This window comes from Dehalobacter restrictus DSM 9455 (genome assembly GCF_000512895.1).
Classification (GTDB): Bacteria; Bacillota; Desulfitobacteriia; order Desulfitobacteriales; family Syntrophobotulaceae; genus Dehalobacter; species Dehalobacter restrictus.
Map to the genome: position 1 here is coordinate 16,806 of NZ_CP007033.1, position 26,995 is coordinate 43,800.

Genomic DNA, 26,995 nt, shown 5'->3' on the forward strand with positions numbered 1-26,995 from the left:
TTTTCTTATAAATTGCTTATTTTTGTCGGAGCAGTCATTGTGGTGTGTTTTGTAGGAATCCCCCTGGCAAAATGGATCTTTGCAAGATACAGCGGGAAAGTCAGTGAGCCGGAAATTAAATTTTTTCTGCTGATTCTTCTGTTTTTGGGATTTCTCGCGGAATATTCCGGCAGCGAGGCGGTACTCCCGGCTTATATTATTGGTTTAGCTATGGCAGGATTTTTTCTGCAATATAAAGAAACGCTCCATAAAATGCGGGCTATTGCTTTTGTAGCCTTTACACCGTTCTATTTTATAAAAGCAGGTTCCCTTGTTTCCGTTAAAGCACTTGCGGCAACGTTGTTCCTAATCGTAATTCTATTGCTGGTTAAAGTTGGAGCAAAATTTATCGGAGTGCTTCCAGCTACCAGGTTCTTTAAATACAAAAGAAGGGACGGTATCTATACCACCCTTCTTATGAGCACCGGACTGACATTTGGAACAATTTTGGCTTTATACGGACTGACAAATAAATATATCAGCAACTCTCAATACAGCGTGAATGTAACCGTAGTTATTTTAAGCGCCGTTATTCCGACTTTGATAGCCCAGAAATTCTTTTTCCCTAAAAATGTTTTACGAGAACGAGTTTTACAAGGAGAATCTAACGATGGAAATAAAAAAATAAACATTATTGACATATGTTCGAAATTGATTATAATCAAATACATAAAGGGCATATGTCAATAATGTTTATGGCCTAAGGGAGGAAAAGATATGCCAAGACCAAGAAAATGGAGAAAAGTATGCTGCCTGCCGGAAAGCAGCCTTTTCGGTCCGCTTAATGCAGCTATTGATCAGGAGAATTTGGTCTTAATGCTGGTTGATGAGTATGAAACCATACGGCTCATCGACTTGCAGGGTTTTACGCAGGAAGAGTGCGCGGAACAAATGCATATTGCCCGTACGACTGTTCAGCGCATCTATAATGATGCACGAAAAAAGATGGCGGAATCTCTGGTAAACGGGAAAGTCTTGCGTATAGAAGGCGGAGATTACGAGCTCTGCAAAGGTTTGGAGAAAACCTGCCGCTGCGGGGGATGTTACAGGCACCGCTGCCGCACAGAATTTTCTGGACCTGACGAAAAAGGAAACTAGTATTAATAATTAAACAAAGGGAGGATAAAGATGAAGATAGCGATACCGGTAGACGATAATTCAATGGATACCAGCGTTTGTATTTCTTTTGGACGGGCTCCTTACTTTCTTCTTTACGATACCGAAACAGAAGAAAACAATTTTCTGAATAACAGCGCCGCTGCCAGCCAAGGCGGAGCAGGAATCAAAGCCGCGCAAAATATTGTTGACAGCGGAGCAGAGGCAATCATTACACCGCGTTGCGGTGAGAATGCCGCAGAAGTGCTCAAAGTAGCGGAAATTGCACTTTATAAAAATACCAATAATTCTATCCGGGATAATATTGAAGCCTTGAAGGAAGGAAAATTAAATTTACTGGACGATATTCACCCCGGTTTTCATCAACATGGAGGGAGCTAATGAAAATTGCTGTCTTAAGCGGCAAAGGAGGCACGGGTAAAACCCTAGTAAGCGTCAACCTGGCGGCAGTGTCACCAGAATCCGTATATATCGACTGTGATGTGGAAGAGCCGAACGGATATCTGTTCTTTAAACCGCAGGACATAAAAAATAAACGGGTAACGGTTAAACTTCCCCAGGCTGACTCAAAGCTGTGCAACGGCTGCCGCACCTGTGTCAATTTCTGCAAATTCAACGCTCTGGCCTATATTAAGAATAACCTGATTGTCTTTAACGAGATCTGTCATTCCTGCGGGGGGTGTCTGCTTTTCTGTCCGCAAAAAGCAATTTCGGAAAAAGATAGGGAAATAGGCATGATCCAAAGGGGTATATCCGGTAATGTCCGGGTCGTGACCGGAATGCTGAATATAGGCGAAGCATCAGGGGTGCCGGTTATTGAAAAGCTTTTGCAGGATAGCCGTAAGGAGAACAAAGATGTTTTTATCGACTGTCCGCCCGGGAGCGCCTGTATGGTCATGGAGAGCATCAAAGATGCCGATTACTGTATTTTGGTAGCTGAGCCGACCATCTTTGGCGTCCACAACTTAGAAATGGTTTATGAACTTGTAAATCTTTTTCAAAAACCATTCGGCGTTGTCCTTAACAAATGCCTGGAGGGTGAAAACCCCGCCGAAGATTATTGCCTGCAAAACGAGATCAAAATTCTCAATAAAATTCCGTTTGACCTGGAATTGGGAACAATGAATTCCAATGGGCAGATAGCGGTAAGAAAACATCCGAAATACAGAGACCTATTCCAAAACCTGTTGCAGGCGGTAAGGAAGGAGGCAAGGCATGAAACAGCTTCTGATTCTTAGCGGGAAAGGCGGTACAGGAAAGACAACCGTTGCGGGCGCTTTTATCAAGCTTGCCGATGCCAGAGCTTATGCCGATTGCGATGTGGACGCCCCTAATCTTCACCTGATCAGAGCTCATAGTTTACCGGCTAAGCGATCGGATTATTACGGTATGAGAAAAGCGATTATTGATGCAGAATCCTGCCGGAGCTGCGGTCTTTGCAGGCAAAACTGCCGCTTTGAGGCTATTAATAAAAGCAACGGCCAATATGAAGTTGATGCCTATGCTTGCGAAGGCTGCGGCGTCTGCGAAGCAGTTTGCCCGATGGGGGCAGTTTCACTCCAACCTGCCGTAGCCGGAGAGCTGATGCTTTATAAAGATGATATGGTCTTCTCTACCGCCAGGCTTAAAATGGGTAGCGGTACTTCCGGTAAGCTGGTAACCGAGGTGAAAAAGCAGCTGAGGCAGGAAGCAATGGACGCTGATCTGGCCGTTATAGACGGTTCGCCGGGAATAGGCTGTCCGGTAATCGCTTCCCTTAACGGGGCGGACATGGTCCTGATCGTTGCTGAGCCGTCTCTGTCAGGAATCAGCGATATGGAGAGAATCATTACAATGGCTGAGAAGTTTAAAATGAAAACCGGAGTCTGTGTTAACAAGTATGATACCAACGAAGAGCTTGCCCTGAAAATTGAAGCATTTTGCAGGGAGCGGGCTCTGCCTTTCTTGGGCAAAATTCCGTTTGACACCGCAGCCATAAAAGCCGTAAACAAAGGGCAAAGTATTATCGACGTCGACTGTCCGTCAGGACGGGCCGCAACCAAAGTTTTTTATAAAACCTTACTGATAATGAACAGTTGAACGATTTGTTTGAATTACCAATTTAAGCATAAGGAGAGTAAATAAAGATGAGCGAAAATTGTAATCAGAATTGCAATACCTGCAGCGACGAATGCGCCGACAGAAAAGAACAGGCGGATTTCTCCGCCAAACCGCATGAACTGAGCAATATCAAGAAAGTGATTGGCATTGTCAGCGGCAAAGGAGGCGTGGGAAAATCACTCGTTACTTCCATGATGGCCGTAACTATGGCCAGGAGGGGTTATAAGGCCGCCATACTCGATGCGGACATCACAGGCCCGTCCATTCCGAAAGCTTTTGGCATTAGTCAGAAACCCGATGCCAGCGAGCTTGGTCTTTTTCCCGCCAAGAGCAAAACAGGCATCCAGCTCATGTCGATCAACTTGTTGCTGGAAAATGAAACCGATCCTGTTATTTGGCGGGGACCGATTCTTTCCGGCGTAATTAAACAGTTCTGGTCCGAAGTTATATGGGGCGACGTTGACTTCATGTTTATCGATATGCCGCCCGGCACGGGCGATGTACCGCTGACGGTATTCCAATCCATTAAGCTGGACGGCGTTATTATCGTGGCTTCACCTCAGGAACTGGTTTCCATGATTGTTTCCAAAGCAGTGAAAATGGCCAAATCAATGAATATACCTATCTTAGGATTAGTAGAAAACATGTCCTATTTTAAGTGCCCGGATTGTGGCAAGGAATACAAAATATTCGGGGAAAGCTCTATCGAAAAGATAGCTGAACAGCATCAACTAAAAGTTCTAGCCACATTGCCGATCGATCCGAAAATAGCTGTAGCCTGTGATAAAGGGATGATTGAACTTTATAACGGTAATTGGTTTGACGACGCAGCGGATATTCTGGAAGGCTCAGGAGAAAAAATTGCTGATACAAAAAAATTACAAAATCAAAAAAGGAGGAACGACAAAATGAAAATTGCTGTAGCGAGTGAAGGGAAAATGGTTACCGAACACTTTGGACACTGTGAAGGTTTCATCATCTATGAGGCGGAAAACGGGCAAATTGCCAAGAGCGAGACCATAGCAAACCCCGGACATAAACCCGGATTTTTACCGAACTTTTTAAACGATAGGGGAGTCAAGGTCATCATTTCCGGCGGCATGGGCGGCGGAGCAATTGACATCTTCAATGAAAAAGGCATTGAGGTAATTACTGGCGCTTCGGGCGAAGCCAAAACTGTCGTAGAGCAATACCTTCAGGGCAACCTTAAATCCACAGGATCTGTCTGTCATGAGCATCAGCATCATGATGAATGCGGGAGACACTAATCAGAACAACTGCACAAGGAAGAGGGTTAGAGACTCTTAGCTATCAGATAATAAGGCTCATAAGGCAGGAAAGACTAAGAAAAGGTGTGGTAGATAAAAAGATGTCCAAACTCAATTCTGAAATCCAAATTATATTCAGTAAACAGGATGTTTTCCGGTAGCTACGGCTGCTAAAGATGGGACACCAAATGTCGTCCCTATGACTTTTGTAAAAGTTCTTGATGAAAATAATCTTTTACTCGTTGACAATTTTATGAATAAAACTAAGAAGAATCTTGAAGTCAACCCGATCATGGCAGTTTCCATTTGGGATTTGTCAACCTGTAAATCCTATCAGATTAAAGGGAGCACAACGGTTGTGGATTCGGGCAGCGTATTTGAGGATGCCAGGGCTTGGGTCAAAGAGAAAATGCCGGTTCTGCAACCTAAGGGCGCAGTAATCTTAAAGGTCGAAAAAATATTTGATTGTTCTCCCGGCCCTACTTTAGGGCAAGAGCTCTAACTGTCATCATTATGCCCTCTAAATAATATGACTGAGAAATAAACATAAACTGACTGTTAAAATTATTCCTGCAACGCATTAAGCCGAAGAAAAATGACATTGGTGAAGTTGAAGCATGGGCCGACCTGTTTCTGGTTACAGGAAGTACGCTCTGCAACGGGTCAATCATTAATTTTCTTTCTATTAAAAAACCTGTAGTTTATTTCGGGATAACAATTGCCGCTGCCGCATCTTTGTTAGGGTTAAAACGTTTTTGCTCACAAGCTCTTTAACGATAGATAATTTCAGACAAAGAAACAAGATTTAAAAATAAAGCAGCTTAGCATTGAAGTCAAGCTGCTTTGTTATGCAGAAAACAGAAACGAATTAAAATTACTTAAGAAATTAGCAAGAAAGAGTTGAAAATTAAACAGCACTTTGTTAATATACCCATACGGGGTATATTTGTTTTCTCAGTAAGTTGTGAAAGGAGTGCTAATATGGCAATTGTAATTGATAAAAATCGTTGTCCGGAAAACCATCCCTGTCCGTCCGTGAGGGTATGTCCTGTAAATGCTTTGATTCAACAAGGATATAAAGCTCCGAAGGTAGACGCTGAGAGTTGTATTGAGTGTAATAAGTGCGTAAATTATTGTCCGATGGGAGCCATAAAAAATTTAGCAAAAGTTTTCTAGGTTTTGTTCGTATATCAGAAAGTATAAAATACTTTCTGATATATCTAAGTGCAGCTAGGGCTACCGCCAAAGACTTGGCGCCAGCCAAGTTTTACTTATGATCCGAAGGGAAGATCTATTTGCACGATTGTGCCCTGATCTATTTTACTGTCCAGTGTCACCAAACCGTTCAGCAGCTGCACCAAATGCTTGGCAATGGCCAGTCCAAGCCCGGTTCCGCTGCTTTTTCGTGATTTATCTGTTTTATAAAACCGGTCCCAGATATACGGAAGTTCTTCAGCGGGGATACCCTGTCCTTGGTCCTGAACCGTTATTTTAAATGTTTTATCCAATTTTAAACTTACGGTAACTACAGTTTTTGCCGGTGAATATTTAATGGAATTATCCAGGAAGATAACGATCAGCTGTCTTAGCCTGTCATAATCGCTGTTTACAGGGGGTACATCTTGGGGAATATCACAGTGGATTTGAATTTCCTTGCTGTCGGCGATTGTTTGCATACTCTTGACCACATCCGCCAGAAGGCTCGGAATGTGAACGGGTTCGAAATTAATGGCTATTTTTCCTGACTGAAGTCTGGAAAGTTCCAAAAGATCCTGAACGAGCCGCTCCAAACTCCTGGTCTCCGCAAGCATGCGCCCGTAATAACGTTTGATATCTTCCGGCTGCTCGATTGTCCCGTCTTCCAGCGCTTCCAGCGAACCCCGGATTACGGTAAGCGGGGTCCTAAACTCATGGGAAACATTGGCGATAAAATCTCTTCTCACCTGTTCCAGCTTATCGATTTTCTCCCTGGCCTGGGAAAGTTCCGAGGCCAAAAAATCAAGGGAATTTCCCAGCTGGCCGATTTCATCTTGTTGTTTTATGCCAGTCCGCGCGTCGTAATTGCCGTGAGCCATTTCCAGCGCAGTCTTGTTCATCACTTTCAGAGGACGGGTGAAAAGAACCGAATAAAAGATGCCCAAACCGATAGCAATAATGAGAGAAACCAAAAGACTGGCAAGCAGGATGTGGAATGTTTTATTCAACGCATTCGTAATTCCGTTCACGGGAGTGTGCAGAAGAACGGTACCAATTACCTGCTTGTTGGCGTCGAAAATAGGGACACCGACGGTTAACGTTGCTTCCTGGTACACGCTGCTGAAGCTTTGGCTGATTGACTCTCTGCCGGAAAGAACATCGGTTATGACGTTTTCTGCTTCCGACGGCAGCGGCCCTGAGTAGAACGTGTGGTTTTGGCCCACTCCTGCTCCCATAGCACCCATACCATTGCCCTTGCCGTTCCCCATGCCATTGCCATTACCGGTAAAGACCAGAGGGCTGCCCTGTTTATCCATGATCCAGACATTGGCTTCAGCCATGGTATCCAAGAAACGTGTAAATCCGCCAATACCCCGCATTTGACCATTGCTTTGCAGGTTGGCGGAAACAACTTCGGAGATACTGCGCGCCCTTTCCAACATGGTTTGCTCCCGGCTGTCCAATTCATACTGGCGGAAAACCTGAATAAAAATCAGCCCCAGCGTAAGCATGGAGATTAAAACAATTAAGACAAACCCGGTGGTCAATTTAAAGGCGATATTTTTTTTAAACATGTTTCACCTCAAATTTATAGCCCACACCCCAGATGGTCTTTATCTCCCAGGAAGAGGCACCTAATCTATCAATTTTAGCCCGGAGCCTTTTGATATGGGTATCAACCGTCCGGGCATCCCCGAAATATTCATAGCCCCAGATACTGCTTAAAAGGTTCTCACGTGAGTAAACCTTCCCCGGATTAGATGCTAAAAGCCAGAATATTTCCAGTTCCTTTTTGGTAAGATTTATGGGCTTCCCGTTTATTTGAACGGTATAATCGGAAAGGTTGATTTCAAGCCCCGTAAAAGTGACGATATTTTTTCTGCCGTCATTTTTTCTGTCGTCCTCCGGCAAATCTATTCGTCTCAGTACAGCCCGGATCCGGGCCATTACTTCCGCAGGGCTGAAGGGTTTTACAATGTAGTCGTCTGCGCCTATATCCAATCCCATAATCCGGTCCGCATCTTCACTTTTAGCCGTAACCATAATAATCGGAACGTTGGAGCTTTGGCGTATCTCCCGGCAAATTTCAAACCCGTCCTTTTTGGGCATCATAACATCCAGTAATAGGAGTACAGGGGAATACCGGTAAAACATTGCCAGTGCTTCTTCACCGTCATACGCAATGACTGGGATAAAGCCTTCCTTGGCAACATATGATTTTAAAATATCGACGATTGCTTCGTTATCATCGGCAATTAAAATATGCTTGCTCAAAACAAAGTCCCTCCTGCCAAACCGATAAAAGAGAAACCCCTTATTGAAAGATATAAGGTGATTTGTATATTATAGCATTTTTTGCTAAAAAATTTGTGGCAAAACTATGACGATTCATATGTCAAACTTAGTTCGGACTTTTGTCAAACTTTCGCCACATTTTCCGTTTAGAATAAAGACAGAAAAAAATCAATCCAAGAATGGAGTGTGAATCATGAAAAACGTTAAAAAGCTGATTGCTTTAGTTACGGTAGTTGGAGTCTTGGGAGTATCGGGAGCTGCTTATGCAGCCGACATCAAAACACCGGCGGAGCTTGCTGCGGCGTTAACAGGCAAATCACTTACCGAAGTTACCCAGGAACGGGCTGAAGGGAAGACTTACGGGGCGATAGCCCTGGAGGCCGGCAAATTGGATGAGTTTAAAGACCAGATGCTCGAACAGAAAAAAGCCGTATTAGACCAACGGGTAAAAGACGGGACGCTTACTCAACAACAGGCCGACCAGATCTTGACCAGAATTGAGAACAACCAAGCTGTCTGTGACGGAACCGGCAGTGCCGGGATTGGCAGGGGAGCTGGTGCAGGCTTTGGTCAGGGCAAAGGTATGGGCTCAGGAAGAGGCAGCGGTACAGGAAGCTGCAATGGGAGCGGATTTGGTGGCGGAATGGGTCTGGGAAGAATCTAACTTTTCAGACATCAGAACTTGAAACGAAATGCCAGGGAAGTGGAAAGGTGCTTTTCCCTGGCATTTGTTTTAAGCTGTCCTGCCACAAAAAAATTATGAAAAAAATAAGAGGTGTTGGCATGAATTGGAATAAAACAGCGAAATGGCTTCGAATAATAATTTTAGTCGGGCTGCTGGTCTGGATTACAGTGGACGCTTATCTGCATCAGGTTTACGGAGGGGCAAAAGTTCCGTCCGTACATGCCTTATGCCCGTTTGGAGCGCTGGAAAGCTTATATTCTTTGCTCTTTTTCGGAAGTTTTATTAAGAAAATATTTATGGGTACAGTTATATTATTGGTATTGACTGTCGTGTTGGCGGTAATATTTAGGAGAAGTTTCTGCGGGCTGCTTTGCCCTTTTGGAACATTGCAGGAACTGTTTGCAAGGCTGGGACAAAAGATATTCAAAAAACGTTTTACCGTACCGCCTTTTGTAGATAAACCGTTACGATATTTAAAATATCTTATCTTGGCGTTGACGATAGGCATGGCTTGGTATACAGGGATACTGTGGATGGCGCCCTATGATCCTTATTCCGCTTATTCTCATATATCGGCGGTATATGCGAGTATCCAGGAGGATCCTGCTGCAATCGTTGGCTTTATCCTGTTGATTGTAACATTGATCGGCTCACTGTTATACGATCGTTTCTTTTGTAAATATCTTTGCCCGGCCGGCGCTTTCTATGCAATTATCGGTAAGATAAGCCCGACTAAAATTGTAAGAAATAATCAGGCTTGTATTAACTGCAAGGCCTGCAACAAGGCTTGTCCGGTCAATATCAATGTCGCCAAAGCAGAAAAAATTACAGATGCGGAATGTCTGAATTGCAATGAATGTGTCCTTGCTTGTCCGAAGAAAGGGGCATTGGAGGTGAAGACAGCAAATAAAGTTATACACCCATTAACAGCTCTCATTCTAGTTGTTTTCCTGTTTTTCGGCACAATTGCCATCGCCCAGGCCACAGGAAATTACCAAGTAACATCGTCGCCCCAGAAGGGTGAAATTGTTTCCATTACCGAAGTCAAAGGATCTTATACGATAGAGGATGCTGCGGAAGCAACAGGACTACCCTTGCAGGAAATCTATGAAAAACTGAGTATTCCTGAAAGCGTCTCGAAAAATACCAAACTTAAAGATATTTCTAAAGAAATACCGGGTTATAGTCTTGATGAAACGAAGGAGAAATTATAAAGTCGTATAGCATACGCCGCTTTGTCTTTCGTTGATTTCTTGTTATGATAAGAAAGAACAAAGATAGATGGAGGACGAATTATGGGAAAACTATTGTCGATTCATATCAGTCCGGAACGAGGTACGGTAAAATCGGATGTGCAGAAGTTCTGATTGTAAAAGGATGGGGCGTGGAGGGCGATGCCCATGGTGGTGATTCGGACCGGCAAGTTAGTATTTTCCCCGTAGAAGCTTTGACTAAGTTGCCGGTAGAGAAGAAGAAAGAAGTCTTAGAGGATGGATATACGTAAAATGTTACAATTTTCGGCGTTCCTTTAGAAGAACTGCTCGTTGGAGGAATCGTTCGCCTTGGCGAGGCGGAAGTGCAGATCTTGTATGTCGGTAAGGAACAATACAAAGAGCATGGAAGACCGTATATCGTCAGCAGTGAAGGACGTTTTGGCCGTGTTGTGAAAGAGGGGCGTATCTGGGTTGGGGATTCAGTAGAATTGCTTTGATACTAATTTTTAATAAATCTACCGTATTTTTTAAGAATGAAAGATGTTATCACGCCAAAGATTGTCAAAATTATTAGTGCAAACAGATTGGTAAGAGGTTGGGATTGTATTTGAGGGGCAATATTCAATAAGGGCATAAAAAACCCCATGGAAGCAAATCCAACTGCATTCGCTGCAATAATACCTTTTAAAATGGCAAAATCCTTGCCGGTTATTTTCATGATGATAACTAATAATATTGTTGTGCCAATGCCCAGAGCCATTGTTCCAACAATTCCTAAGAATATCCCGATAGGGGAATTAACTTGGCTCCAACTTAGAAAAACATCTGCGGCAATATTCCATGGAGATGTCATCGGAATTCCCAAAGCGATAAGAATATAGGATAAGAAGTCCATAATAATTGTGCCAATAATACCTGCAATGGTAGCAGCTCCAATAGGGTCTTTCATTTTTGGATACCCCCACAGTATTAAAATTTGTTATTTAATGTTTCTCTGTTTAAATGCTTTTTATGTATAGAATATAAATTTCAGGACTAGCCTAAACAGTCTATCTCAAGGCGTCCGGGCAATCCAAATTTCTTTTATATTCAAAAGGGTATTCCACTAAAGGTAGGTTATAAAGCATGCCGGAAAAAATAAAAGTAGCCTTTGTTTGTGTTCACAATTCCTGCCGTTCCCAAATGGCGGAAGCAATATCCAAGATAATAGCAAAAGACAGCTTCGAGGCTTATTCGGCTGGTACGGAAATCAAAGATAAAATTAACCAGGACGCGGTAGCGGCGATTAAGGAACTTTATGATGTGGATATGAACATATCACAAAAATCCAAACTTATATCAGACATTCCGCCGGTAGACATTGTTATTACCATGGGATGCAATGTAAATTGTCCTTTCGTGCCCTGCAAACACAGGGAAGACTGGGGCCTTGAAGATCCGACAGGAAAAGATAAGCAGGAATTTATAAGAACGGCTAAAATCATTGAAGAGAAAATTCTGGATCTCAAAAGTAGATTGCATGGCTTATCGTAATATCGTTTTAATGACGATGACTCGCTTTTCTTAAAAGCTATATAGGACAAGTAAAAGGTGAGCATGAAAAGAAGTAATCTGAATAAGATTTTCAATGAACCGGCTAGATGATAAATAAGGCATTTAGCCGGTTTTTGCAATAGTCAGAACACGAGGTTGACAAAAACTGTTTTACGCAATATTATAATATAAGAATATTAGAAAATACTAATATATAAGAAATATTTGAGGTGATAATAATGTCCAATATGAGTGAACAGCTTGTTTCCAATGTATTTAAAACCTTGGCTCATCCGACCAGAATTCAAATTGTGAAGCTTTTGCGGGAAGGGGAGATGTGTGTTTGCGAGATTCTCCCTAATCTTGACTCTGAACAGTCCAATACCTCCCAACACCTTGCTCTGCTCAAAAACCAGGGTATTGTGGACAGCAAAAAAGATGGGACAAAGGTTATTTATTCAGTTAAAAACAAAGAGGTATACCAGATGATTGAACTTGCTGAAGCAATTATTCTTCGCCAGATAGAAGAGACTAAAAGTCTGCTGTCAAAATAACTGGGAAATGGAAATAATAAATCAAGATAGCAATAATGGGGGCAGAGTCTAATGGATAAGAAAAAAATAATCATGATACTTGGTTTCGCCGGATTTGTGGTGATGGCGGATAACTGGGTGGTTTCGCCCATTCTTCCTTCAATCGCCCAAAACTTGAATGTGAATGTTGCATCTGCTTCGATTGTCATTACGGCTTACATGTTGCCGTTTGGTATATTTCAGCTGCTGTTTGGTTATCTGGCTGAACGCTTTGGCAAGAGGCAGGTCATCACCTTTTCAATTTCGATGTTTACAATAGCCGCGGCCCTTTGTGCTTTTGCTTGGGCAATTCCTGTTTTGGCGGGGTTTAGGGCTTTGACGGGAATATTTGCCGCCGCGATCATGCCGGTTTCACTCGCTCTAATCGGTGATTTGTTTCCAATGGAAGAGAGACAGTCAGCCATAGGTTCTTTCATGGGCTTATCTTTCTTAGGCCAGGGGCTTAGTATGGCCATCGGTGGTTCAATTGCCTACTTTCTGAATTGGAGAGGCGTGTTTGGCGTTTACGCAGTGCTTGCTGTTGTTTCCTCCCTCTTGTTGTTTACCATAGGCAGAAAGATACCTTCTGCAAAAAACAAAGATACCAAGGCTTTAACACCGTATATCAATATCCTGAAAAATCCTTCGAGTGTAATCATTTACGCTTTAGTCATCTTTGAAGGACTTTTCCTTCTGGGCTCATTTTCATTTCTGGGAGGATTTATTAAAACGGTATTTAACCTGAATAATTTTGCTATTGGCATGGTCATGACTGCGTTCGGCCTAATGGCGCTGCTTGCCGGCAGAAGAGCCGGTAAAATTGCAGCCAGAATAGGCCGCAAGAAAACGACCGTCCTTGGCTTAAGCCTGGCCTTTATCGCTGACCTCTTACTTGTGGCGATGGGAAGCGTATTGCCTGTCGTAGTTATCGCAGTTGGACTTATGGGTGCCGGTTTTATGATGGCCCATTCCACCTTCCTGACTATTGCCACAGAATTTGCAGCCAAAGCGAGGGGTATTGCCATGTCGCTGGTTGCCTTTTGTTTCATGGGCGGGGGAGGTATAGGGACCGCCATTGGGGGCAAGATTGTCGCAGTTTCAAGTTTTAATTCATTATTTTGCATTTACGGTGCAGGACTTTTATTGCTTACAGTTATTGCCTTGCTTGTTAAAAGCAGTTTTCAGGCAAAGAGTGCTTAAGAAAAGATAGTGGAATCGCTTTAGGAAAAATGAAAGAAGTGATATAGATGTTTGCAGCAATAGATTGGGTTTTAAAAGAGTTAACGTACTATTTAAGCTATGGTCTGACGGTTCTGATCCGCTGGGTTTTAGACTTGGTTGGCGCTAATTCTTCCATCTTGGAATCAAGCCAGTATAAAGGCGCGGTCAACTTTTTCTTTTACGACACTATGAAAATATTTTTAATGTTGTCTGTAATCATCTTTATCGTGTCAATCATCAGAAGCTTCTTTCCTCCGGAAAGGACCAAAAAACTTTTAGGGGAAGGAAAAGCTCGAGGTTTTTTAGGCAATATCTTTGCCGCCCTCCTGGGAATTGTAACTCCTTTTTGCTCCTGTTCTGCCGTACCGGTGTTCATAGGATTTGTCGAGTCGGGTATTCCCCTGGGAGTGACATTTTCCTTCCTTATTTCTTCGCCCATGGTTAACGAAGTGGCTCTTGTCATGTTGTGGGGGTTATTTGGCTGGCAGATCGCCCTGCTCTATATCGCCACAGGGGTAATCGTAGCAATAATTGCGGGAATTATTATTGGCAAACTTAAAATGGAAGAGTATGTTGAAGAATATGTCTACAACATGAAAATGGGTGAGGCTGAAATTGAAAATCCCACCTGGAAACAACGTTTCGGAGATGCGCGGCATTATGTTGCGGAAATCCTTAAGAAGATTTGGCCTTACGTCATCATCGGTATAGCGATCGGCGCTGTCATGCACGGGTGGGCACCGGCAGGCTTGCTGGCCAAATATGCCGGGAAAGAGAATCCTTTTGCCGTGTTTGTGGCGGTTTTAATCGGGATACCGCTTTATTCCAATGCGGCCGGAACCATTCCTATTGTTAAAGAACTTACCCGACTGGGGATGCCTATGGGAACCGCGCTTTCCTTCATGATGTCGGTAACGGCGCTAAGCCTGCCTGAAATGATCATTCTGAGAAAAGTTTTAAAACCAAAGCTCCTGGCAGTGTTTATCGGAATCATGGCAGTGACCATTGTTATTATCGGTTATTTGTTCAATCTAATAATCCCGTAGGAAATAATTTATAATCCCGTAAGGAAATGTCAAACAATCATAGAGTGAAAGGATGGTAATAAGAATGATGAATATTAAAATATTGGGCTCAGGTTGTTCCAACTGCAAAAAACTGCAGGCAGTTACTGAGGAAGCAGTGAAAGATGCTGGGGTTGATGCTACAATTGAAAAAGTTGAGGATATCAAGAAGATAATGGCCTATGGTGTGATGAGAACACCAGCTTTGGTAATCAATGAAAAAATAAAAGCTTTTGGGAGAATCCCAACTAAGGATGAGATTAAGAAATATATTAAAGAGGTTTAAGTATGTTTACAATTATCCTTTATGTTCTGGCCGGAGGACTTCTTCTGCTTTCCTTTCTTAAAGATAAAAAAAAGACCAAGATTGCACTGATGAAAGCCTGGAAGTCCTTCGAAAACATACTGCCGCAGTTTTTATCTATTCTTATTATCATTGGTATTATGCTGGCGGTGCTAAGTCCTGATACTATATCCAAATTGATCGGCCAGCAGTCCGGTTGTTTTGGAATGGTTGTTGCCGCTATTGTCGGTTCAATTACATTAATACCGGGCTTTGTTGCTTTTCCCTTAGCAGCGGCGCTTCTCAAAAGCGGAGCGGGTTTTATGCAGATAGCGGTATTTATTTCCACTTTGATGATGGTGGGTATTGTTACCATACCTCTTGAAATAAAATATTTTGGTAAAAAAGCTGCAATATTAAGAAACTCTTTAGCATTCATATTTTCTTTCGTTGTAGCACTCGTGATAGGAGTGGTGCTGGGGTGAAAAAACTACTGAACCGTTATAAATTCTTCATTATTCTCGCGGTCATTAACTTAGGACTTGTTGTTATTTATCCTTCATTAGGTAAAAATTCTTTAAGCATAACCTGGAGTAATACCCTTGAGATGCTTTCTGTCATACCTCCAATTTTTATTCTTCTCGGACTTCTGGATGTTTGGGTCCAAAGAGAGACAATGATCAAACTGATGGGAGAAAAATCAGGATTTATCGGGGTAGCTTTAGCTTTCTTTCTGGGCTCAGCGGCTGCAGGACCCTTATATGCGGCGTTCCCCATAGCTGGGGTTCTTTTGAAAAAGGGAAGCAAATTTTCTAATGTGCTTATCTTCATAGGGGCATGGTCAACAACCAAAATACCGATGCTGCTTTTCGAGACATCAGCGATGGGTTGGAAGTTTATGCTGACAAGGTTCATCATCGATATTCCTGGAATCGCCTTGATTGCCTATATAACACAAAAGGTTTTACATGAAAAAGAAATCAATCTTATATTTAAAAAGGCTAAGAACCAAATATAGAAGTAAGTTAAACTTAAAATGTTGATCTGAAATTCTATAGATACAGCTAAAATAATAACTTACTCTTAGTGTATAAAAGGCAAAAAAGTTTATAAAGCTCCGGATCATACAATTCTTTTTGCTTTTCCATAATCTCAAATGTAGTTTCTGCTTTCATAGCCTTTCGGTAAGGCCTATCACTTGTTAAAGCATCGAAAGTATCTGTGATCCTTATAATTCTTGCTCCTAAAGGGATGGATTATCCTTTACACCCATAAGGGTATCCGCTTCCATCAAAGTTTTCATGATGGAATAAAATATCCTCTGAGCATAATAAAAAAGGTTCGTAAATTGTGCAAATTTCATTTTCATTCCCTGCCGCTGCTTGGACCTATTTTCAGATAACTCAATAAAAAGGGCTTGGGGATTTTATAGGCCCGGCCAACCTTTAAGCATTCAATTTTATTTTCTTGTATCAAACCATATCCTGTCTTTAGGCTAACTCCAAGAATTTTACACATTTGCTTCATATCGAGCATAACTTTATTTAACTCATCATTTAGGCAAATTACTAATTGCTTGGTTTGAGCCGATAACGACTAAAATATCGCCTTGTTTAATAAGTGCCTCCGCGCCAGGTGCCGCGATTATTTCTTCCGCACTTTTAATGGCTATTACGCTTACCCGATATTTTGCCCGCAGATTTAATTTTCCTATGGTCTTATCCACAAATTCCCGGGGAGCATAAACTTCTATGATGCTATAATCTGGAGATAACTCAATATATTCTAATAAATCATTGGTGGAAGTGAGATTATGTGCCACCCGTATTCCCATATCGCGTTCCGGATAGATAACCCGGTCCACTCCTATTTTTTCTAAAACCCTGCCATGAAGAGCGTCTTTCGCTTTGGCAACAACTCTCTGTACCCCAAGTTCTTTGAGCAATACAGATACTAAAATATTTGATTGGATATCATCACCAATCCCGACAATGGCGACATCAAAATTGCGAATACCTAACCTTTTTAAAGACTCTTCGTCTCTGGCATCCAATTGAACCGCTTGGGTTACTTGATTAGCGATATCCTGTATTTCTTTTTCCGAATTATCGATAACTAATACTTCATAACCAACCTTATACAAGGAAGTAGCCACACTTTTCCCAAAACGTCCGATCCCAATCACCACAAACTGTTTATCCTTTTTCATTTCTCTTGCTCCTATCCAATCATTATTTTTGATTCGGGATATTTTGCTTGATTACCTGGATTGTTACCTTTGCCGATGGAAAAAGCGATTGTCAATAAACCAACTCTTCCAATAAACATTGTAAGAATAATTAAGATTTTCCCAAAAAGTGTGAGATTAGATGTTATTCCCATGGACAAGCCGACTGTACCGAAAGCAGATACAGTTTCAAACAATAAAGCTATCAAATCCGCCTTTTCCGTAATCGACAACAACCCAGTAACTAAAATAATCCACATGATAGCCATGGTCATAATCGCCACTGCCTTCTGGACAACTTCTCCGGGAATAGATCTTCCATGAACGGTCACTTGACTTTTATTCCTGAATATGCTGAAAATCGATAACATGATCGCTACAAAAGTTGTTGTTTTTATTCCTCCCCCGGTCGACCCAGGTGAAGCTCCTATGAACATAAAAACTATCATTAGTAGTATCGTTGTATCTTGAAGCGCGGAAATATCTATAGTGTTGAATCCGGCAGTACGGGAAGTGACCGATTGAAATAAAGAAGAAAGAATTTTCCCTTGGTACCCAAGATTGCCAAGCGTGTCAGGATTATTGAACTCCAGAAGGAAAAAGAGTATAGCCCCGATTGCAATCAATAACCCTGTCGTACGGATTACAACCCAGGAATGCAAGCTTATTTTTCTTCCACGTTGAGAATAGACATCGGAAATTACCGAGAAACCAATACCGCCTAAGACAATCAAGACCATTACTGTCAGATTGGTTACGATATCATTTTGAAACCTCACCAGACTATTGCCAAACAGATCAAACCCTGCATTGTTAAACGCTGATACAGTATGGAATACCGCGTAATAAAGGGCTTTACCGAAGTTTAAATCAAAAGACCATCGGAGCGTGAGGATAATGACTCCAATACCTTCAATGAGAAATGACGCCGTAAAAATATATTTAGCCAACCTTACGATTCCTTCCACTGAAGACTGGTTATAGGCTTCCTGCAAAATTATTCTATCTTGAAGATTTATTTTCTTCCCGAGAAGGATTGCAAAGAAAGTGGCAAAGGTCATAAAACCAAGACCACCGATCTGAATTAACAAAAGGATGAGGATTTGCCCGAATACTGAAAATACAGATCCGGTGTCTACAACAACCAGCCCTGTAACACAGACAGCTGAGGTTGCTGTAAACAAAGCATCAATCAAAGATAATCCTTTTTCGTTAACAGTGGCTATAGATAAGCTCAACAACAAAGTTCCGACGAGGATGACAGAAATAAATCCGATAGCCAGTATCTGTGGGGGCGAGAGTTTTTTCTTTCCTTTTATAGATTGCGTATTAATATCAATCTTAAATATGTCATTCATACTTGTCTCCATGCAATCATCATAAAGTCATAATATTCATCTACTAACCGCTAACCGACCCTGCCTTGTTGTCGTAAAAATATAACTGATTGCCATCAGCACTATCATTAGTTTTATGACTAATCTATAAAAAAGCTATGTGTTATTCTATCTGATACAAGATCTTCTTTTTCGCCATAATAGCCAACATAGCGTTACCTTCCTCATCATCAGTCGCTACTATTAGGCTTTGACCAGAAAAGTTTTGGCAACCTGCATAATGAGGAAGGCTCTTCATCGACGACAAAATATTTTTGGTCAGATTAAAATAAATAAACAAAGTAGATATAAACTGAGGCTATTACAATCGAGAGCAACATTAAAGGAAAACCAAGTTTAAAAAACATTTTGAACGTAATTGAAAAACCCTGCTTTTCCGAGAGACCGGCAACTATTACGTTAGCGGATGCCCCGATCAATGTACCATTTCCTCCCAAACAAGCCCCTAATGAAAGAGCCCACCATAGTGGTCTTAGGTTTTCAATTCCTCCTAATTCCCCCATCTTTTGGATCAAGGGAATCATGGTGGCGACAAAGGGGATATTATCTACAAATGCTGAAGCAATAGCAGACAACCACAGAATGGACATTGTCGTTAATGTTAAGGCCCCACCGGTAGCATCTAATGCCTTCTTAGCAATCCATTCAATAATACCTACATGCCCTAACGCCCCAACCAGCACGAACAGTCCAGCAAAGAAAAAGATAGTAGGCCATTCGATTGTCAGCAAGATATCTTCCGGCTCCTCACGGGTAATTAATAACAAAAGAATGGCGCCACCCAACGCAATCGTTGCAGATTCCAGATGCAACAAACCATGTAGAATGAAACCTACTATTGTTACAGAAAGCACAACTAAGCATTTGCGCAAAAGAAAGTGATCCTTGATCGCCTGACTTTCATCCAAGGACATAATCTTTGCTTTTCTCTTCTCATCCACAACTAATGATTTCCGATAAATTAATTTCAAAGCAAGCATATTTGCGGCAAAAACTATTACAACTACCCCGCCTAGATTTAGGATAAAATCAACAAAGGTAAGGCCGGTAGCGCTGCCGATCATGATGTTTGGAGGATCACCAATTAACGTAGCCGTTCCCCCGATATTTGAGGCTATAACTTGAGTAAGCAAAAAGGGAATAGGATTTATATTTAACTTTTCGGTTATCGAAAACGTAACTGGTACCATAAGCAGTACTGTCGTTACATTATCCAGAAGTGCAGATGTTACTGCTGTTATGATTGCCAAGAATAACATAATAAGCCATGGATCTCCCTTTGCGGTTTTAGCCGCTTTTAAGGCGAGGAATTCGAACACGCCAGTGCGACGGGTAATACCAACAATGATCATCATCCCAATTAATAATCCTATAGTGTTAAAATCGATTGCTTTAACTGCTTCCTCCTGGTTTAGAATGCCTACTAAAATGATGAGGGCACTCCCAGCTAAAGCAACTACCGTTCTATGTAGTTTTTCGCTTATTATTAAAGCATAGGTTATTAAAAAAATTACCAATGCAACGATAACTTGTGTATTATGCGACATATCTTTCCTCCATCCATAAAATTCGAGATCAAGGTCTATTTAATATTTCAATTTTTAACTTCCCTTATTTACCCCCTAACGGATTATACACAACAAAAAAATCCTTCTAAAATTAACATCAAATTCTCAAATCAAAAGCACAAAGTGGGAAGCCTTAACAAAAGACTTCCCACCCCAAAAGTCAACATCCTTGAATACGAACCAATATGGTCGCTTCAACACGGTAAAATAAGTATATAATTTCTTTCCTATGTTACTACTTTCTTCTAGCCTAGTCTAGAAGAATATTATTATCTTCTGATTTTGATTCTGGGATAAAGTAAGATAGGAAAATGAAAATAGTAATTGATAATCTGGGGTTCGCTGTGTCCGACTTAACAGGGATGGTTCATTCTGTATAAGGGTGATGTTATAAGCCATCCCTTTAACCCACCATACTTAATCATTGCATTGATGGCTTCCATTTCACTCCAGAGGTACCCTCCAAAGAGTTTTCTTAATCGGTCATCTATTGAACACTTTACAGCTTGGGCATGATTGATCGTAGCAGCCGTCATTCCATAAAGCAGTTGGTTAAAGATAAAATAATCATCAATAAATTCAGTATTGTCAACTAACCCTAATGATTTTGGAGGTCTTTTGGGAATAGGCAACCCTAAAGTGTTCATTTCGTCTTCCAACTGTTTAGCTTGTTGTTCCGACATTTCATAGCGCTTATTAAGGAGAAGTCCAAAGTCTCCATCATGAACAAGCCGCGAAAAGAACTTTATTTGCTCCATGTTTAAATAACGATAAACCAGATGATCCCATAGGTAGCAGTCCTCTTTGCTGCCTTCTGGGACGTTAGGATACATCGGCGGCTGATGGACCCACTTTTTCAGTTTCAAATAATTAAGGATGGAATCCAGGTTATAAATCTCCTCTTCTACGAATCTCATAAATAAGCTGCGAACATCATCGGAGACACTAGCGTTTCTCACTGCCCGAACTTTTATCTCCAGTCGTTCTTGTGCTATTAACAAAAGAAATTTGCCAATCTGTTGGTCAGTTACCACCTGGGAATTTATTACTTCGTGTACATCTTTAGGCGGATAATCGGGAGATTTAACATTGTATTTATTCATTATTTTTTCAATCTTATTGTTCCGGTCTTTCAAATCATCAAGTATATCTTGTAGCTTAAATTTCAAATCTATATCATGAGCGTAATTTTGATAAATTTCAAGCTTTACCATAATACCATAATTATATGTCAAAATATTCCAAAGGCTATAAACTCCGCCTACACTTATTTCATTCATTTTTTCTTCTTTAGCAAAAGCCAAGACCATAGTCAGTCCCCTTTTTATAGATATTGTAAACAATAAAGTAGTTTCCTATGCTAATCCTATTATTCCAAATTGTTTTTCCCTATTTGTGTAACAAATTGAAAAAGATGAACCCTCTATCTTTTGGAGAATAACTTGCAGCAAAACGCAATTCTTATATACGGCCTTCTTTATATCTGAAACAATAAGCATCTTGCCGCCTTTTAGTTGTTCTTCAAAAGATCGAAGAATCTCACTTTCTCCTGCCTCAGTTAGATATTTTTCCGAAGACTTCCTAGGTTCTTCTAATAGCCATAAAAGAGAGAGTCCGCATAGGACACCCCCTTTTGCTTGATAAGTGATGTAACATTTTATGATTCGTTTTTAAATTAGATACTTTTGGATTACAACAGGTACATTGTTGCCAGCACACCTGTAAGAGACATAACGATGGCGTAAGGCAGCGCCAATTTTACCATTTCCAGGTAAGACAGGCGAATCAGCGGAGCCAGAGCAGACGTCAAGAGGAACAGAAACGCCGCCTGACCGTTTGGCGTAGCAACAGATGGGATATTTGTACCCATATTAATGGCAACTGCCAGCTTGTTGTACTGCTCCAGCGCAATACCTCCGGCTTCAAATGCTTGCTGTGTTTCAGTCATATATACCGTAGCAACAAATACGTTGTCACTGATTGCTGAAAGGACACCGTTGGCCGCAAAAAAAGCGACAAGCTGATTCTGTCCTTCCATGTTCAGTACCCATTGAATAATCGGCGTAAACAAATGCTGGTCATGAATAACCGCGACGACGGCGAAAAATACGACCAGCAGCGCAGTAAACGGCAGCGCTTCTTCAAAGGCATGACCAATGCGCTTTTCTTCAGTAACCCCATTGAAGGCTGTAAGCAGGATAATAATCATCAGACCAATAATGCCTACTTCCGCCAGGTGCAGCGCCAGGGAGAAGATCAGCAGAACGCCGCACAAAGCCATAACAATCAGGCGTACACGTCCTCGCATATTTCTGACAGCATCTTTGGCCTTTACATCATCTTCCATAACCTTTCGTACCGACTCAGGAAACTGGTAGCCGTACCCCCAGAACTTAGTAACTTCAAGGATAATGGTGGTCAGAAGACCAACGATCAATACCGGGATAGACACAGGGGCGCATTGTATAAAGAAATCTACGAAATCCCATTTCATGATGGAGCCAATCAACAGATTCTGCGGTTCACCAACCAGCGTTATTGCTCCGCCCAGCGCAGTGCCCACCGCGCCATGCATCATAAGATTACGCAGAAAACCACGAAACTCGTCCAGATCCTCATGATATTTCTCATCAACACTATGATCGTGATTAATGTCATACTCTTCGTATACTTTTTCACTGGAAGCAAACTTATGGAAGATGTTATAGAAACCGTAGGCCACGGCGATAATCACCGCCGTTACGGTCAGCGCATCCAGAAATGCGGAAAGAAACGCACCCAATACAGCGAACAGAAATGAAAGCGCGACTTTAGAGTGTACTTTAGTAAGGAGCTTGGAAAACAGGTACACAAGACCTTCTTTCATAAAATAGATCCCGGCGACCATGAACATCAGAAGAAGAATAACCGGCAGGTTCGTTTCAACTTCACTATAGACCATTTGAGGGCTAGTAAGTCCGAGCACAACGGCTTCGATTGCCAGAAGCCCACCGGCAGGAAGCGGATAACATTTTAACGCCATTGCCAGGGTAAAAATGAATTCGACAATCAACACCCAACCGGTAACATACATACCGGCGGTATACATCAAAATAGGGTTCAATAACAGAAAAGCAAGAATTGCTCTTTTGTACCAGTCCGGAGCGTGACCCAGAAAATTTGCTTTGAATGCTTGTCCGATGCCCATTTGTTTCATATGTACCATCCTCCCAAGTGAAAATAAAAGACATAAAAAAGAGAGTAATCCAAAATGGAACTACTCCCCCCCAAGAAGTTCAATTACTTGCAGCCTGGCAATCATAGCAACTTACAAGCAGCCTTAGACCCATAGCTTTAGCGTCCTTCACTTTCACGAAGTTTGCACCAACTCGTACAACTTTATATTGTTATTTTTGCTTAAGCTTATACATTATAACAAATAAATTTTCTTTTGAATACCCTGAATATATCCATTTTATGCTGAATTGTCCAGTTATTTATCTTAAGTATTTTGCTTTTTAATATGATCCTTTAGCCAATCAGGCTATCTCTCATCCTTTGGAACATGAAAAAGAAAAGCGACATGGTTAGCTCCACCATTACGTAATTGAACAAAATCTTGTTCCCCTTGACAATCCACACTCGTCAACGTCTTTATTCCAATCTCATCGTCTGAAAGCGTAAATATACCTACTATATATAAATCGCCATATTTAACTGCGATTACATCACCCGTCTCAAGTTCGAGCCGGTCCTTCGTATTGGGGTATAATAAATGAGCCTCAACATTGTTTTTAGCGATAACCCCCATATAGTATTTCTTGCCGCACATAAATTCCCCAAAAGAAATCTTATTCTCCGGATTTTGTATTGCTGCCCGGGCATATTCATTTGCTAAACTTGCACGTCCGGATTTAACCGCGCCTAGTATCTGTCTTTTCCATTCTTCCATTCGAAGACCTCCTACTTGCGTTTAATACCGATAGATCTCATTTATTATTATACTAAAAAAAAAGCAATGCTCAAATCTTTATGATTATGCAAATTCCTCATTTTCTAATAAGATAGCCAGAAATATTACAGTTGTTGATAAGTCTACCTCGATACAAATACCCCAGCTTGCTTAAAGACACATTTATTCCAAAATTTTTAGCCATGGAAAGGCTATATTCTGTAACAAAGCCCTTGCATTTCAATTGTTTTTCTAGTTGGAATATTAATTCGCTTAATATGTTTTTTAAAACAGTCACACTTTATTTGAAATGTAACATTTAATTAAAATTGTTATTTTGCTTTTGTTATGCCAAGTACACAGTACATCCTTATTAAGCAATAAATATAGCCCAAGGCCCTTGTCCCAACGGTAAATATGATGTTGTGGAAGGTCGGCCACTCAAATAATAGGTAGCCTCCTCTCCATCAGTTCTTTCACGTCACGGACTTTTGCTCCGACTAGGGCTAGTTAGTCAGCAGCTTCAGCCCAGTCGCCTTCACAATGGCGTTGCCGTTCTCAGCGTCCACCGTCCGAATGCTCACGCGGTCACCCTCGTTCACCAACACCACACTCTCGCTCTCGGCCACCGAGATTGCAAAATAAACATCATCCGAATCAAACAGCAAGTAATAAATGCTGGTGCCGTCGATGACAGCCACCCTGATGTCCTGCACTACCCCCTCAGTTCCACTCGTCACAATCGGCACCTCGTCGATCAGCCCGTTCTGGTTGAGCAGCCGAACATACTCCAGCTCACACTCCGCCACCGTCGAACCTGTCGCTACGATGTTGTACTTCTGGACATTGACCATTGCGTACATCTTGACGAGCGCAGCGTTGTCCTTAAGGGCAACAAAATAGGTCGGTTGCTCGGAGATGTTAAGCAACAGCGGGAAGGTCGCGACGTACCCCAGGTGCTGCACCACGCCCTGGGCAGAGTTCATCGCTGAGAACTCCTCTGCACCTGCGCAGGAGTAATACCTCGTCTCTTTCGTGCGTTGGTTGCTAAGAATAAAACCGATGTTGCTCTGATCGCCTGTGACCGAGGTAATACCGGTATAGACATAAACATCATCGTTCTGAGCAATATAATTGTAGCCGTCCGTAGTGACGGTCACGCCCTTCTGCCCGAATAAGGAGTTTAAGATGCCGCTGGAATACTTGCCGTGGTAGTCGTACTGCTCGATGATGAGCTCGGCCGAGTAGACCTGGTCGACCCAAGTTGGCACGTCTTTATAATAGGTGGACTGGCCTGTCACCGCGTCGACTAGGACTGCGCCGTCGATATCGGTGCCGCCGAATAATCCAATGGTCTTTTCGATTTTAGGGCAGATCCAGTAGGGATGCCCACCGTCGTCAATTTCGAAGTGGGGGGTATCAAACATATAGGTTGGGAAGTTAAATCGCAGATGGCGGTTGAGGTTGCGGGAGAAATGCTCTGCGTTGGTGTATTTGATGCCCTTGTCAATCCGCACAACGTCGACATTTTGGGTTACCATGTCGATAATGATGTAGGCAGGGATGCCTTCGGCGCGATTACCAAACCATTTAAAGATATCACCATAGGCAAGGGTGGCGACCCGCACCGGCTGATTTTTGTAGTTCATCTGGGTGTAGTCGTTAACCACCTCAAACTGACTAACCATGTCGGCAAGTTCCCCAAGCTTGCGGTCACCGAGGCGCTGGGCAGAGGTCTTGTCCAGCATGGGAATCTGATCGTAAGCAATTTGTTTGACCTCGGCTGCGAAGTCACCCGTCACTACCGGCAGAATCTCGGAATAGGCACTAGCGCGTAGGATAACACTGGAGATAATGCCCCCCAAGATGAGCACCGCGACCAACCCTATGCAGATAAAGGCGGGGACAATGCAGGACTTTTTAAACGCTCTTAAGGTGGATTTAATGTCAATTAACTGATTTGCCATACCTTTAGCTATTACCGTAACAAGGCAGAAGATGACAAGGCAGATGCACAGGAATATGTATAAATCAGTATTGTGAAAATTGAGGGCGGGCAGCGCGGCATAGAAATAGACCGCCGCAAAGACGATGGTGACGATCAGTGCTGTTACTAAAGATGGCAGCCGCTTGTACGGCATTTTATTAGTTTTCCTAGTTCGTCCATTCATATATATAACCTCCATTTTCTAATCTTATTAGATAAACTAGAACTTTAAGAACTTTCCTTTTCTTAGTCTTTCTGAAATGAGGCCAGTATTATTTACTTTGTTCCAAATAAATACTGCGGCTGGGGAATGCGACCGAGACATTCTCTTGCTCCAGAATTTCCATTATTTTATAGTTTGCATTCTCTTTAACACGAAGATACTCTTGCCAGGAAGTTGTTGTTGTATAAAAGTAAAGAAAGATATCTAAACTGCTCTCATTGAACTCATTAAATCGAACTATGATCAATTCCTTATCCACGTCTTCATGTTTATTTAACATCGTACTGATTCTTTCCACACAAGTTTGAATCTTATTTCTGGGTGTGGAATATGCGAGCCCCAGGTTAAAATTTATTTCTCGCTTCCCCATCTTGGTCCAATTTGTAATTGCTTCATTTGCCAAAGTGGAATTTGGAACAGTAACCAAAGCCTGAGCAAAAGTTCTGATTTTAGTACTGCGAAAAGTAATATCTTCTACTACCCCTTCGACACTGGGCGTTTTAATCCAGTTCCCAATTGTGAAAGGTTTCTCAGTTATTATGACAATTCCACCTAAAATATTCTTGATTGTATCCTGAGCTGCAAGGGCAATTGCTAACCCACCTAATCCCAGACCTGCTAAAAACCCCCCCACATTATATCCACACTCACTGGCGATGATACTTATGACCAATATTACAATAACAAATCGGAGAAGTTGAGAGATAAACGGAAATAATATCCTGTCTACTTCTATATCAAACCGTTTGGCTATTTTAATAAAAAAGGCGGATGAAGTCGATGACAAATTATATAGACCCCATCCGATCAAAATTATTATTAGAGAACGGAATATCTTGATAAACAGAATATAATAATTGCTGTCGAATGGTAAAAACATAAGAGCATAATAAATACCAATCACTATAAATAAAACTCTTATAGGCTTTTCAAATGATAATAAAATATTTGATACTATATCTACAGGTGTTTTTTTAACGATTTTTAATATTATTTTAAAAAGATATTTTGAAAAGATCTTACGAAAGATAATAAAAAAATAAAAATTGCCAAAGATATTCCTATATTCCGGCAA

Annotated in this window: 32 protein-coding genes and 1 riboswitch; of the genes, 19 read left to right on the forward strand and 13 right to left on the reverse strand. The window is 41.7% G+C overall.

The features are described from left to right. Positions 1–39: 39 nt before the first annotated feature. The 8 genes from DEHRE_RS00085 (at position 40) to DEHRE_RS00120 (ending at position 5,699) form a co-directional block, all read left to right on the forward strand. Positions 40–729: a cation:proton antiporter gene (locus DEHRE_RS00085; protein WP_242836985.1), complete on the forward strand. Its 690-nt coding sequence runs from the start codon at positions 40–42 to the stop codon at positions 727–729. Positions 730–756: 27 nt separating this feature from the next. Next, a complete protein-coding gene (locus tag DEHRE_RS00090; protein ID WP_025204861.1) occupies positions 757–1,137 on the forward strand; it encodes a DUF134 domain-containing protein in 381 nt (126 codons plus the stop codon). A 30-nt stretch (positions 1,138–1,167) separates the two neighbouring features. Further along, entirely contained in the window at positions 1,168–1,536 is a 369-nt protein-coding gene (locus DEHRE_RS00095) for a NifB/NifX family molybdenum-iron cluster-binding protein (RefSeq protein WP_025204862.1), read from the forward strand. Beyond that, positions 1,536–2,393: a nucleotide-binding protein gene (locus DEHRE_RS00100; protein ID WP_025204863.1), complete on the forward strand. Its 858-nt coding sequence runs from the start codon at positions 1,536–1,538 to the stop codon at positions 2,391–2,393. The genes DEHRE_RS00095 and DEHRE_RS00100 overlap by 1 nt, the downstream gene beginning before the upstream one ends. Continuing rightward, positions 2,371–3,234, forward strand: a complete 864-nt coding sequence (locus DEHRE_RS00105; protein WP_025204864.1) for an ATP-binding protein — start codon at positions 2,371–2,373, stop codon at positions 3,232–3,234. Before DEHRE_RS00100 ends, DEHRE_RS00105 begins: the two co-directional genes overlap by 23 nt. 47 nt (positions 3,235–3,281) lie before the next feature. Beyond that, positions 3,282–4,523: an iron-sulfur cluster carrier protein MrpORP gene (locus DEHRE_RS00110; RefSeq protein WP_025204865.1), complete on the forward strand. Its 1,242-nt coding sequence runs from the start codon at positions 3,282–3,284 to the stop codon at positions 4,521–4,523. Positions 4,524–4,722: 199 nt separating this feature from the next. Then, on the forward strand, positions 4,723–5,025 hold the full coding sequence (locus DEHRE_RS00115; protein WP_051408076.1) for a pyridoxamine 5'-phosphate oxidase family protein: 303 nt from the start codon (positions 4,723–4,725) through the stop codon (positions 5,023–5,025). Between the two features lie 479 nt (positions 5,026–5,504). Beyond that, the gene (locus DEHRE_RS00120; protein ID WP_025204866.1) at positions 5,505–5,699 is read left to right on the forward strand and encodes a 4Fe-4S binding protein; all 195 of its coding nucleotides are present in this window, start codon (positions 5,505–5,507) and stop codon (positions 5,697–5,699) included. 95 nt (positions 5,700–5,794) lie between these two features. Here the strand turns inward: DEHRE_RS00120 and DEHRE_RS00125 are convergent, their stop codons facing one another. Together DEHRE_RS00125 and DEHRE_RS00130 are read right to left on the reverse strand one after the other, a co-directional pair. Continuing rightward, entirely contained in the window at positions 5,795–7,294 is a 1,500-nt protein-coding gene (locus DEHRE_RS00125) for a sensor histidine kinase (RefSeq protein WP_025204867.1), read from the reverse strand. Next, entirely contained in the window at positions 7,287–7,994 is a 708-nt protein-coding gene (locus DEHRE_RS00130) for a response regulator transcription factor (protein WP_025204868.1), read from the reverse strand. The genes DEHRE_RS00125 and DEHRE_RS00130 overlap by 8 nt, the downstream gene beginning before the upstream one ends. Positions 7,995–8,208: 214 nt before the next feature. On the opposite strand from DEHRE_RS00130, the gene DEHRE_RS00135 reads away from it, so the two are divergent. The 4 genes from DEHRE_RS00135 to DEHRE_RS15440 all read left to right on the forward strand — a co-directional run bounded on the left by DEHRE_RS00135 (position 8,209) and on the right by DEHRE_RS15440 (position 10,411). Beyond that, positions 8,209–8,679 (forward strand): DUF2680 domain-containing protein, encoded by a 471-nt coding sequence (locus DEHRE_RS00135; RefSeq protein ID WP_025204869.1) that lies wholly within the window; start codon positions 8,209–8,211, stop codon positions 8,677–8,679. A 119-nt stretch (positions 8,680–8,798) separates the two neighbouring features. Continuing rightward, positions 8,799–9,914: a 4Fe-4S binding protein gene (locus DEHRE_RS00140; RefSeq protein ID WP_025204870.1), complete on the forward strand. Its 1,116-nt coding sequence runs from the start codon at positions 8,799–8,801 to the stop codon at positions 9,912–9,914. A gap of 44 nt (positions 9,915–9,958) precedes the next feature. Then, positions 9,959–10,204 carry a hypothetical protein gene (locus DEHRE_RS15090; RefSeq protein ID WP_242836987.1) on the forward strand — a complete coding sequence of 82 codons (246 nt, stop codon included), beginning with the start codon at positions 9,959–9,961 and terminating at the stop codon, positions 10,202–10,204. Positions 10,205–10,276: 72 nt separating this feature from the next. Further along, complete coding sequence (locus DEHRE_RS15440) at positions 10,277–10,411, forward strand: hypothetical protein (protein ID WP_282432033.1); 135 nt, start codon at positions 10,277–10,279, stop codon at positions 10,409–10,411. Positions 10,412–10,413: 2 nt separating this feature from the next. Here the strand turns inward: DEHRE_RS15440 and DEHRE_RS00150 are convergent, their stop codons facing one another. Further along, complete coding sequence (locus tag DEHRE_RS00150) at positions 10,414–10,863, reverse strand: hypothetical protein (protein ID WP_025204871.1); 450 nt, start codon at positions 10,861–10,863, stop codon at positions 10,414–10,416. Positions 10,864–11,039: 176 nt separating this feature from the next. Here DEHRE_RS00150 and DEHRE_RS00155 point away from each other — a divergent pair, with 176 nt between their 5' ends. The 7 genes from DEHRE_RS00155 to DEHRE_RS00185 all read left to right on the forward strand — a co-directional run bounded on the left by DEHRE_RS00155 (position 11,040) and on the right by DEHRE_RS00185 (position 15,605). Continuing rightward, positions 11,040–11,447, forward strand: coding sequence for an arsenate reductase ArsC (locus tag DEHRE_RS00155; RefSeq protein ID WP_025204872.1), 408 nt, complete (start codon positions 11,040–11,042; stop codon positions 11,445–11,447). Between the two features lie 248 nt (positions 11,448–11,695). Continuing rightward, positions 11,696–12,001 (forward strand): ArsR/SmtB family transcription factor, encoded by a 306-nt coding sequence (locus tag DEHRE_RS00160; protein ID WP_084544199.1) that lies wholly within the window; start codon positions 11,696–11,698, stop codon positions 11,999–12,001. A 51-nt stretch (positions 12,002–12,052) separates the two neighbouring features. After that, the gene (locus DEHRE_RS00165) at positions 12,053–13,219 is read left to right on the forward strand and encodes an MFS transporter (protein WP_025204874.1); all 1,167 of its coding nucleotides are present in this window, start codon (positions 12,053–12,055) and stop codon (positions 13,217–13,219) included. Between the two features lie 47 nt (positions 13,220–13,266). Next, on the forward strand, positions 13,267–14,286 hold the full coding sequence (locus DEHRE_RS00170; protein WP_025204875.1) for a permease: 1,020 nt from the start codon (positions 13,267–13,269) through the stop codon (positions 14,284–14,286). A 67-nt stretch (positions 14,287–14,353) separates the two neighbouring features. Beyond that, entirely contained in the window at positions 14,354–14,590 is a 237-nt protein-coding gene (locus tag DEHRE_RS00175) for a thioredoxin family protein (protein WP_025204876.1), read from the forward strand. Positions 14,591–14,592: 2 nt separating this feature from the next. Continuing rightward, on the forward strand, positions 14,593–15,072 hold the full coding sequence (locus tag DEHRE_RS00180) for a permease (protein WP_025204877.1): 480 nt from the start codon (positions 14,593–14,595) through the stop codon (positions 15,070–15,072). Beyond that, a complete protein-coding gene (locus DEHRE_RS00185; RefSeq protein WP_025204878.1) occupies positions 15,069–15,605 on the forward strand; it encodes a permease in 537 nt (178 codons plus the stop codon). The genes DEHRE_RS00180 and DEHRE_RS00185 overlap by 4 nt, the downstream gene beginning before the upstream one ends. Before the next feature lie 46 nt (positions 15,606–15,651). Here DEHRE_RS00185 and DEHRE_RS14220 read toward each other — a convergent pair whose 3' ends face one another. From DEHRE_RS14220 to DEHRE_RS00230, 10 genes are all read right to left on the reverse strand, one after another. Continuing rightward, entirely contained in the window at positions 15,652–15,840 is a 189-nt protein-coding gene (locus DEHRE_RS14220; protein ID WP_345787676.1) for an HD-GYP domain-containing protein, read from the reverse strand. 112 nt (positions 15,841–15,952) lie between these two features. After that, positions 15,953–16,123, reverse strand: a complete 171-nt coding sequence (locus tag DEHRE_RS00190) for a helix-turn-helix domain-containing protein (protein ID WP_025204879.1) — start codon at positions 16,121–16,123, stop codon at positions 15,953–15,955. 16 nt (positions 16,124–16,139) lie between these two features. After that, a complete protein-coding gene (locus tag DEHRE_RS00195) occupies positions 16,140–16,796 on the reverse strand; it encodes a potassium channel family protein (RefSeq protein WP_025204880.1) in 657 nt (218 codons plus the stop codon). 11 nt (positions 16,797–16,807) lie between these two features. Next, positions 16,808–18,172, reverse strand: coding sequence for a TrkH family potassium uptake protein (locus DEHRE_RS00200; RefSeq protein WP_025204881.1), 1,365 nt, complete (start codon positions 18,170–18,172; stop codon positions 16,808–16,810). A 302-nt stretch (positions 18,173–18,474) separates the two neighbouring features. After that, positions 18,475–19,758, reverse strand: a complete 1,284-nt coding sequence (locus tag DEHRE_RS00205) for an ArsB/NhaD family transporter (RefSeq protein WP_025204882.1) — start codon at positions 19,756–19,758, stop codon at positions 18,475–18,477. A 374-nt stretch (positions 19,759–20,132) separates the two neighbouring features. Continuing rightward, the gene (locus tag DEHRE_RS00210) at positions 20,133–21,089 is read right to left on the reverse strand and encodes a DUF3231 family protein (RefSeq protein ID WP_025204883.1); all 957 of its coding nucleotides are present in this window, start codon (positions 21,087–21,089) and stop codon (positions 20,133–20,135) included. 380 nt (positions 21,090–21,469) lie between these two features. After that, positions 21,470–22,975 (reverse strand): sodium/proton antiporter NhaB, encoded by a 1,506-nt coding sequence (gene nhaB, locus DEHRE_RS00215; RefSeq protein ID WP_025204884.1) that lies wholly within the window; start codon positions 22,973–22,975, stop codon positions 21,470–21,472. Positions 22,976–23,060: 85 nt separating this feature from the next. Then, a riboswitch (cyclic di-GMP riboswitch) is annotated at positions 23,061–23,152 on the reverse strand. Positions 23,153–23,302: 150 nt separating this feature from the next. Next, complete coding sequence (locus tag DEHRE_RS00220) at positions 23,303–23,710, reverse strand: hypothetical protein (protein ID WP_025204885.1); 408 nt, start codon at positions 23,708–23,710, stop codon at positions 23,303–23,305. A 506-nt stretch (positions 23,711–24,216) separates the two neighbouring features. Beyond that, positions 24,217–25,881, reverse strand: a complete 1,665-nt coding sequence (locus DEHRE_RS00225; RefSeq protein WP_025204886.1) for a hypothetical protein — start codon at positions 25,879–25,881, stop codon at positions 24,217–24,219. 88 nt (positions 25,882–25,969) lie between these two features. After that, positions 25,970–26,995, reverse strand: a complete 1,026-nt coding sequence (locus DEHRE_RS00230; protein ID WP_025204887.1) for a mechanosensitive ion channel family protein — start codon at positions 26,993–26,995, stop codon at positions 25,970–25,972.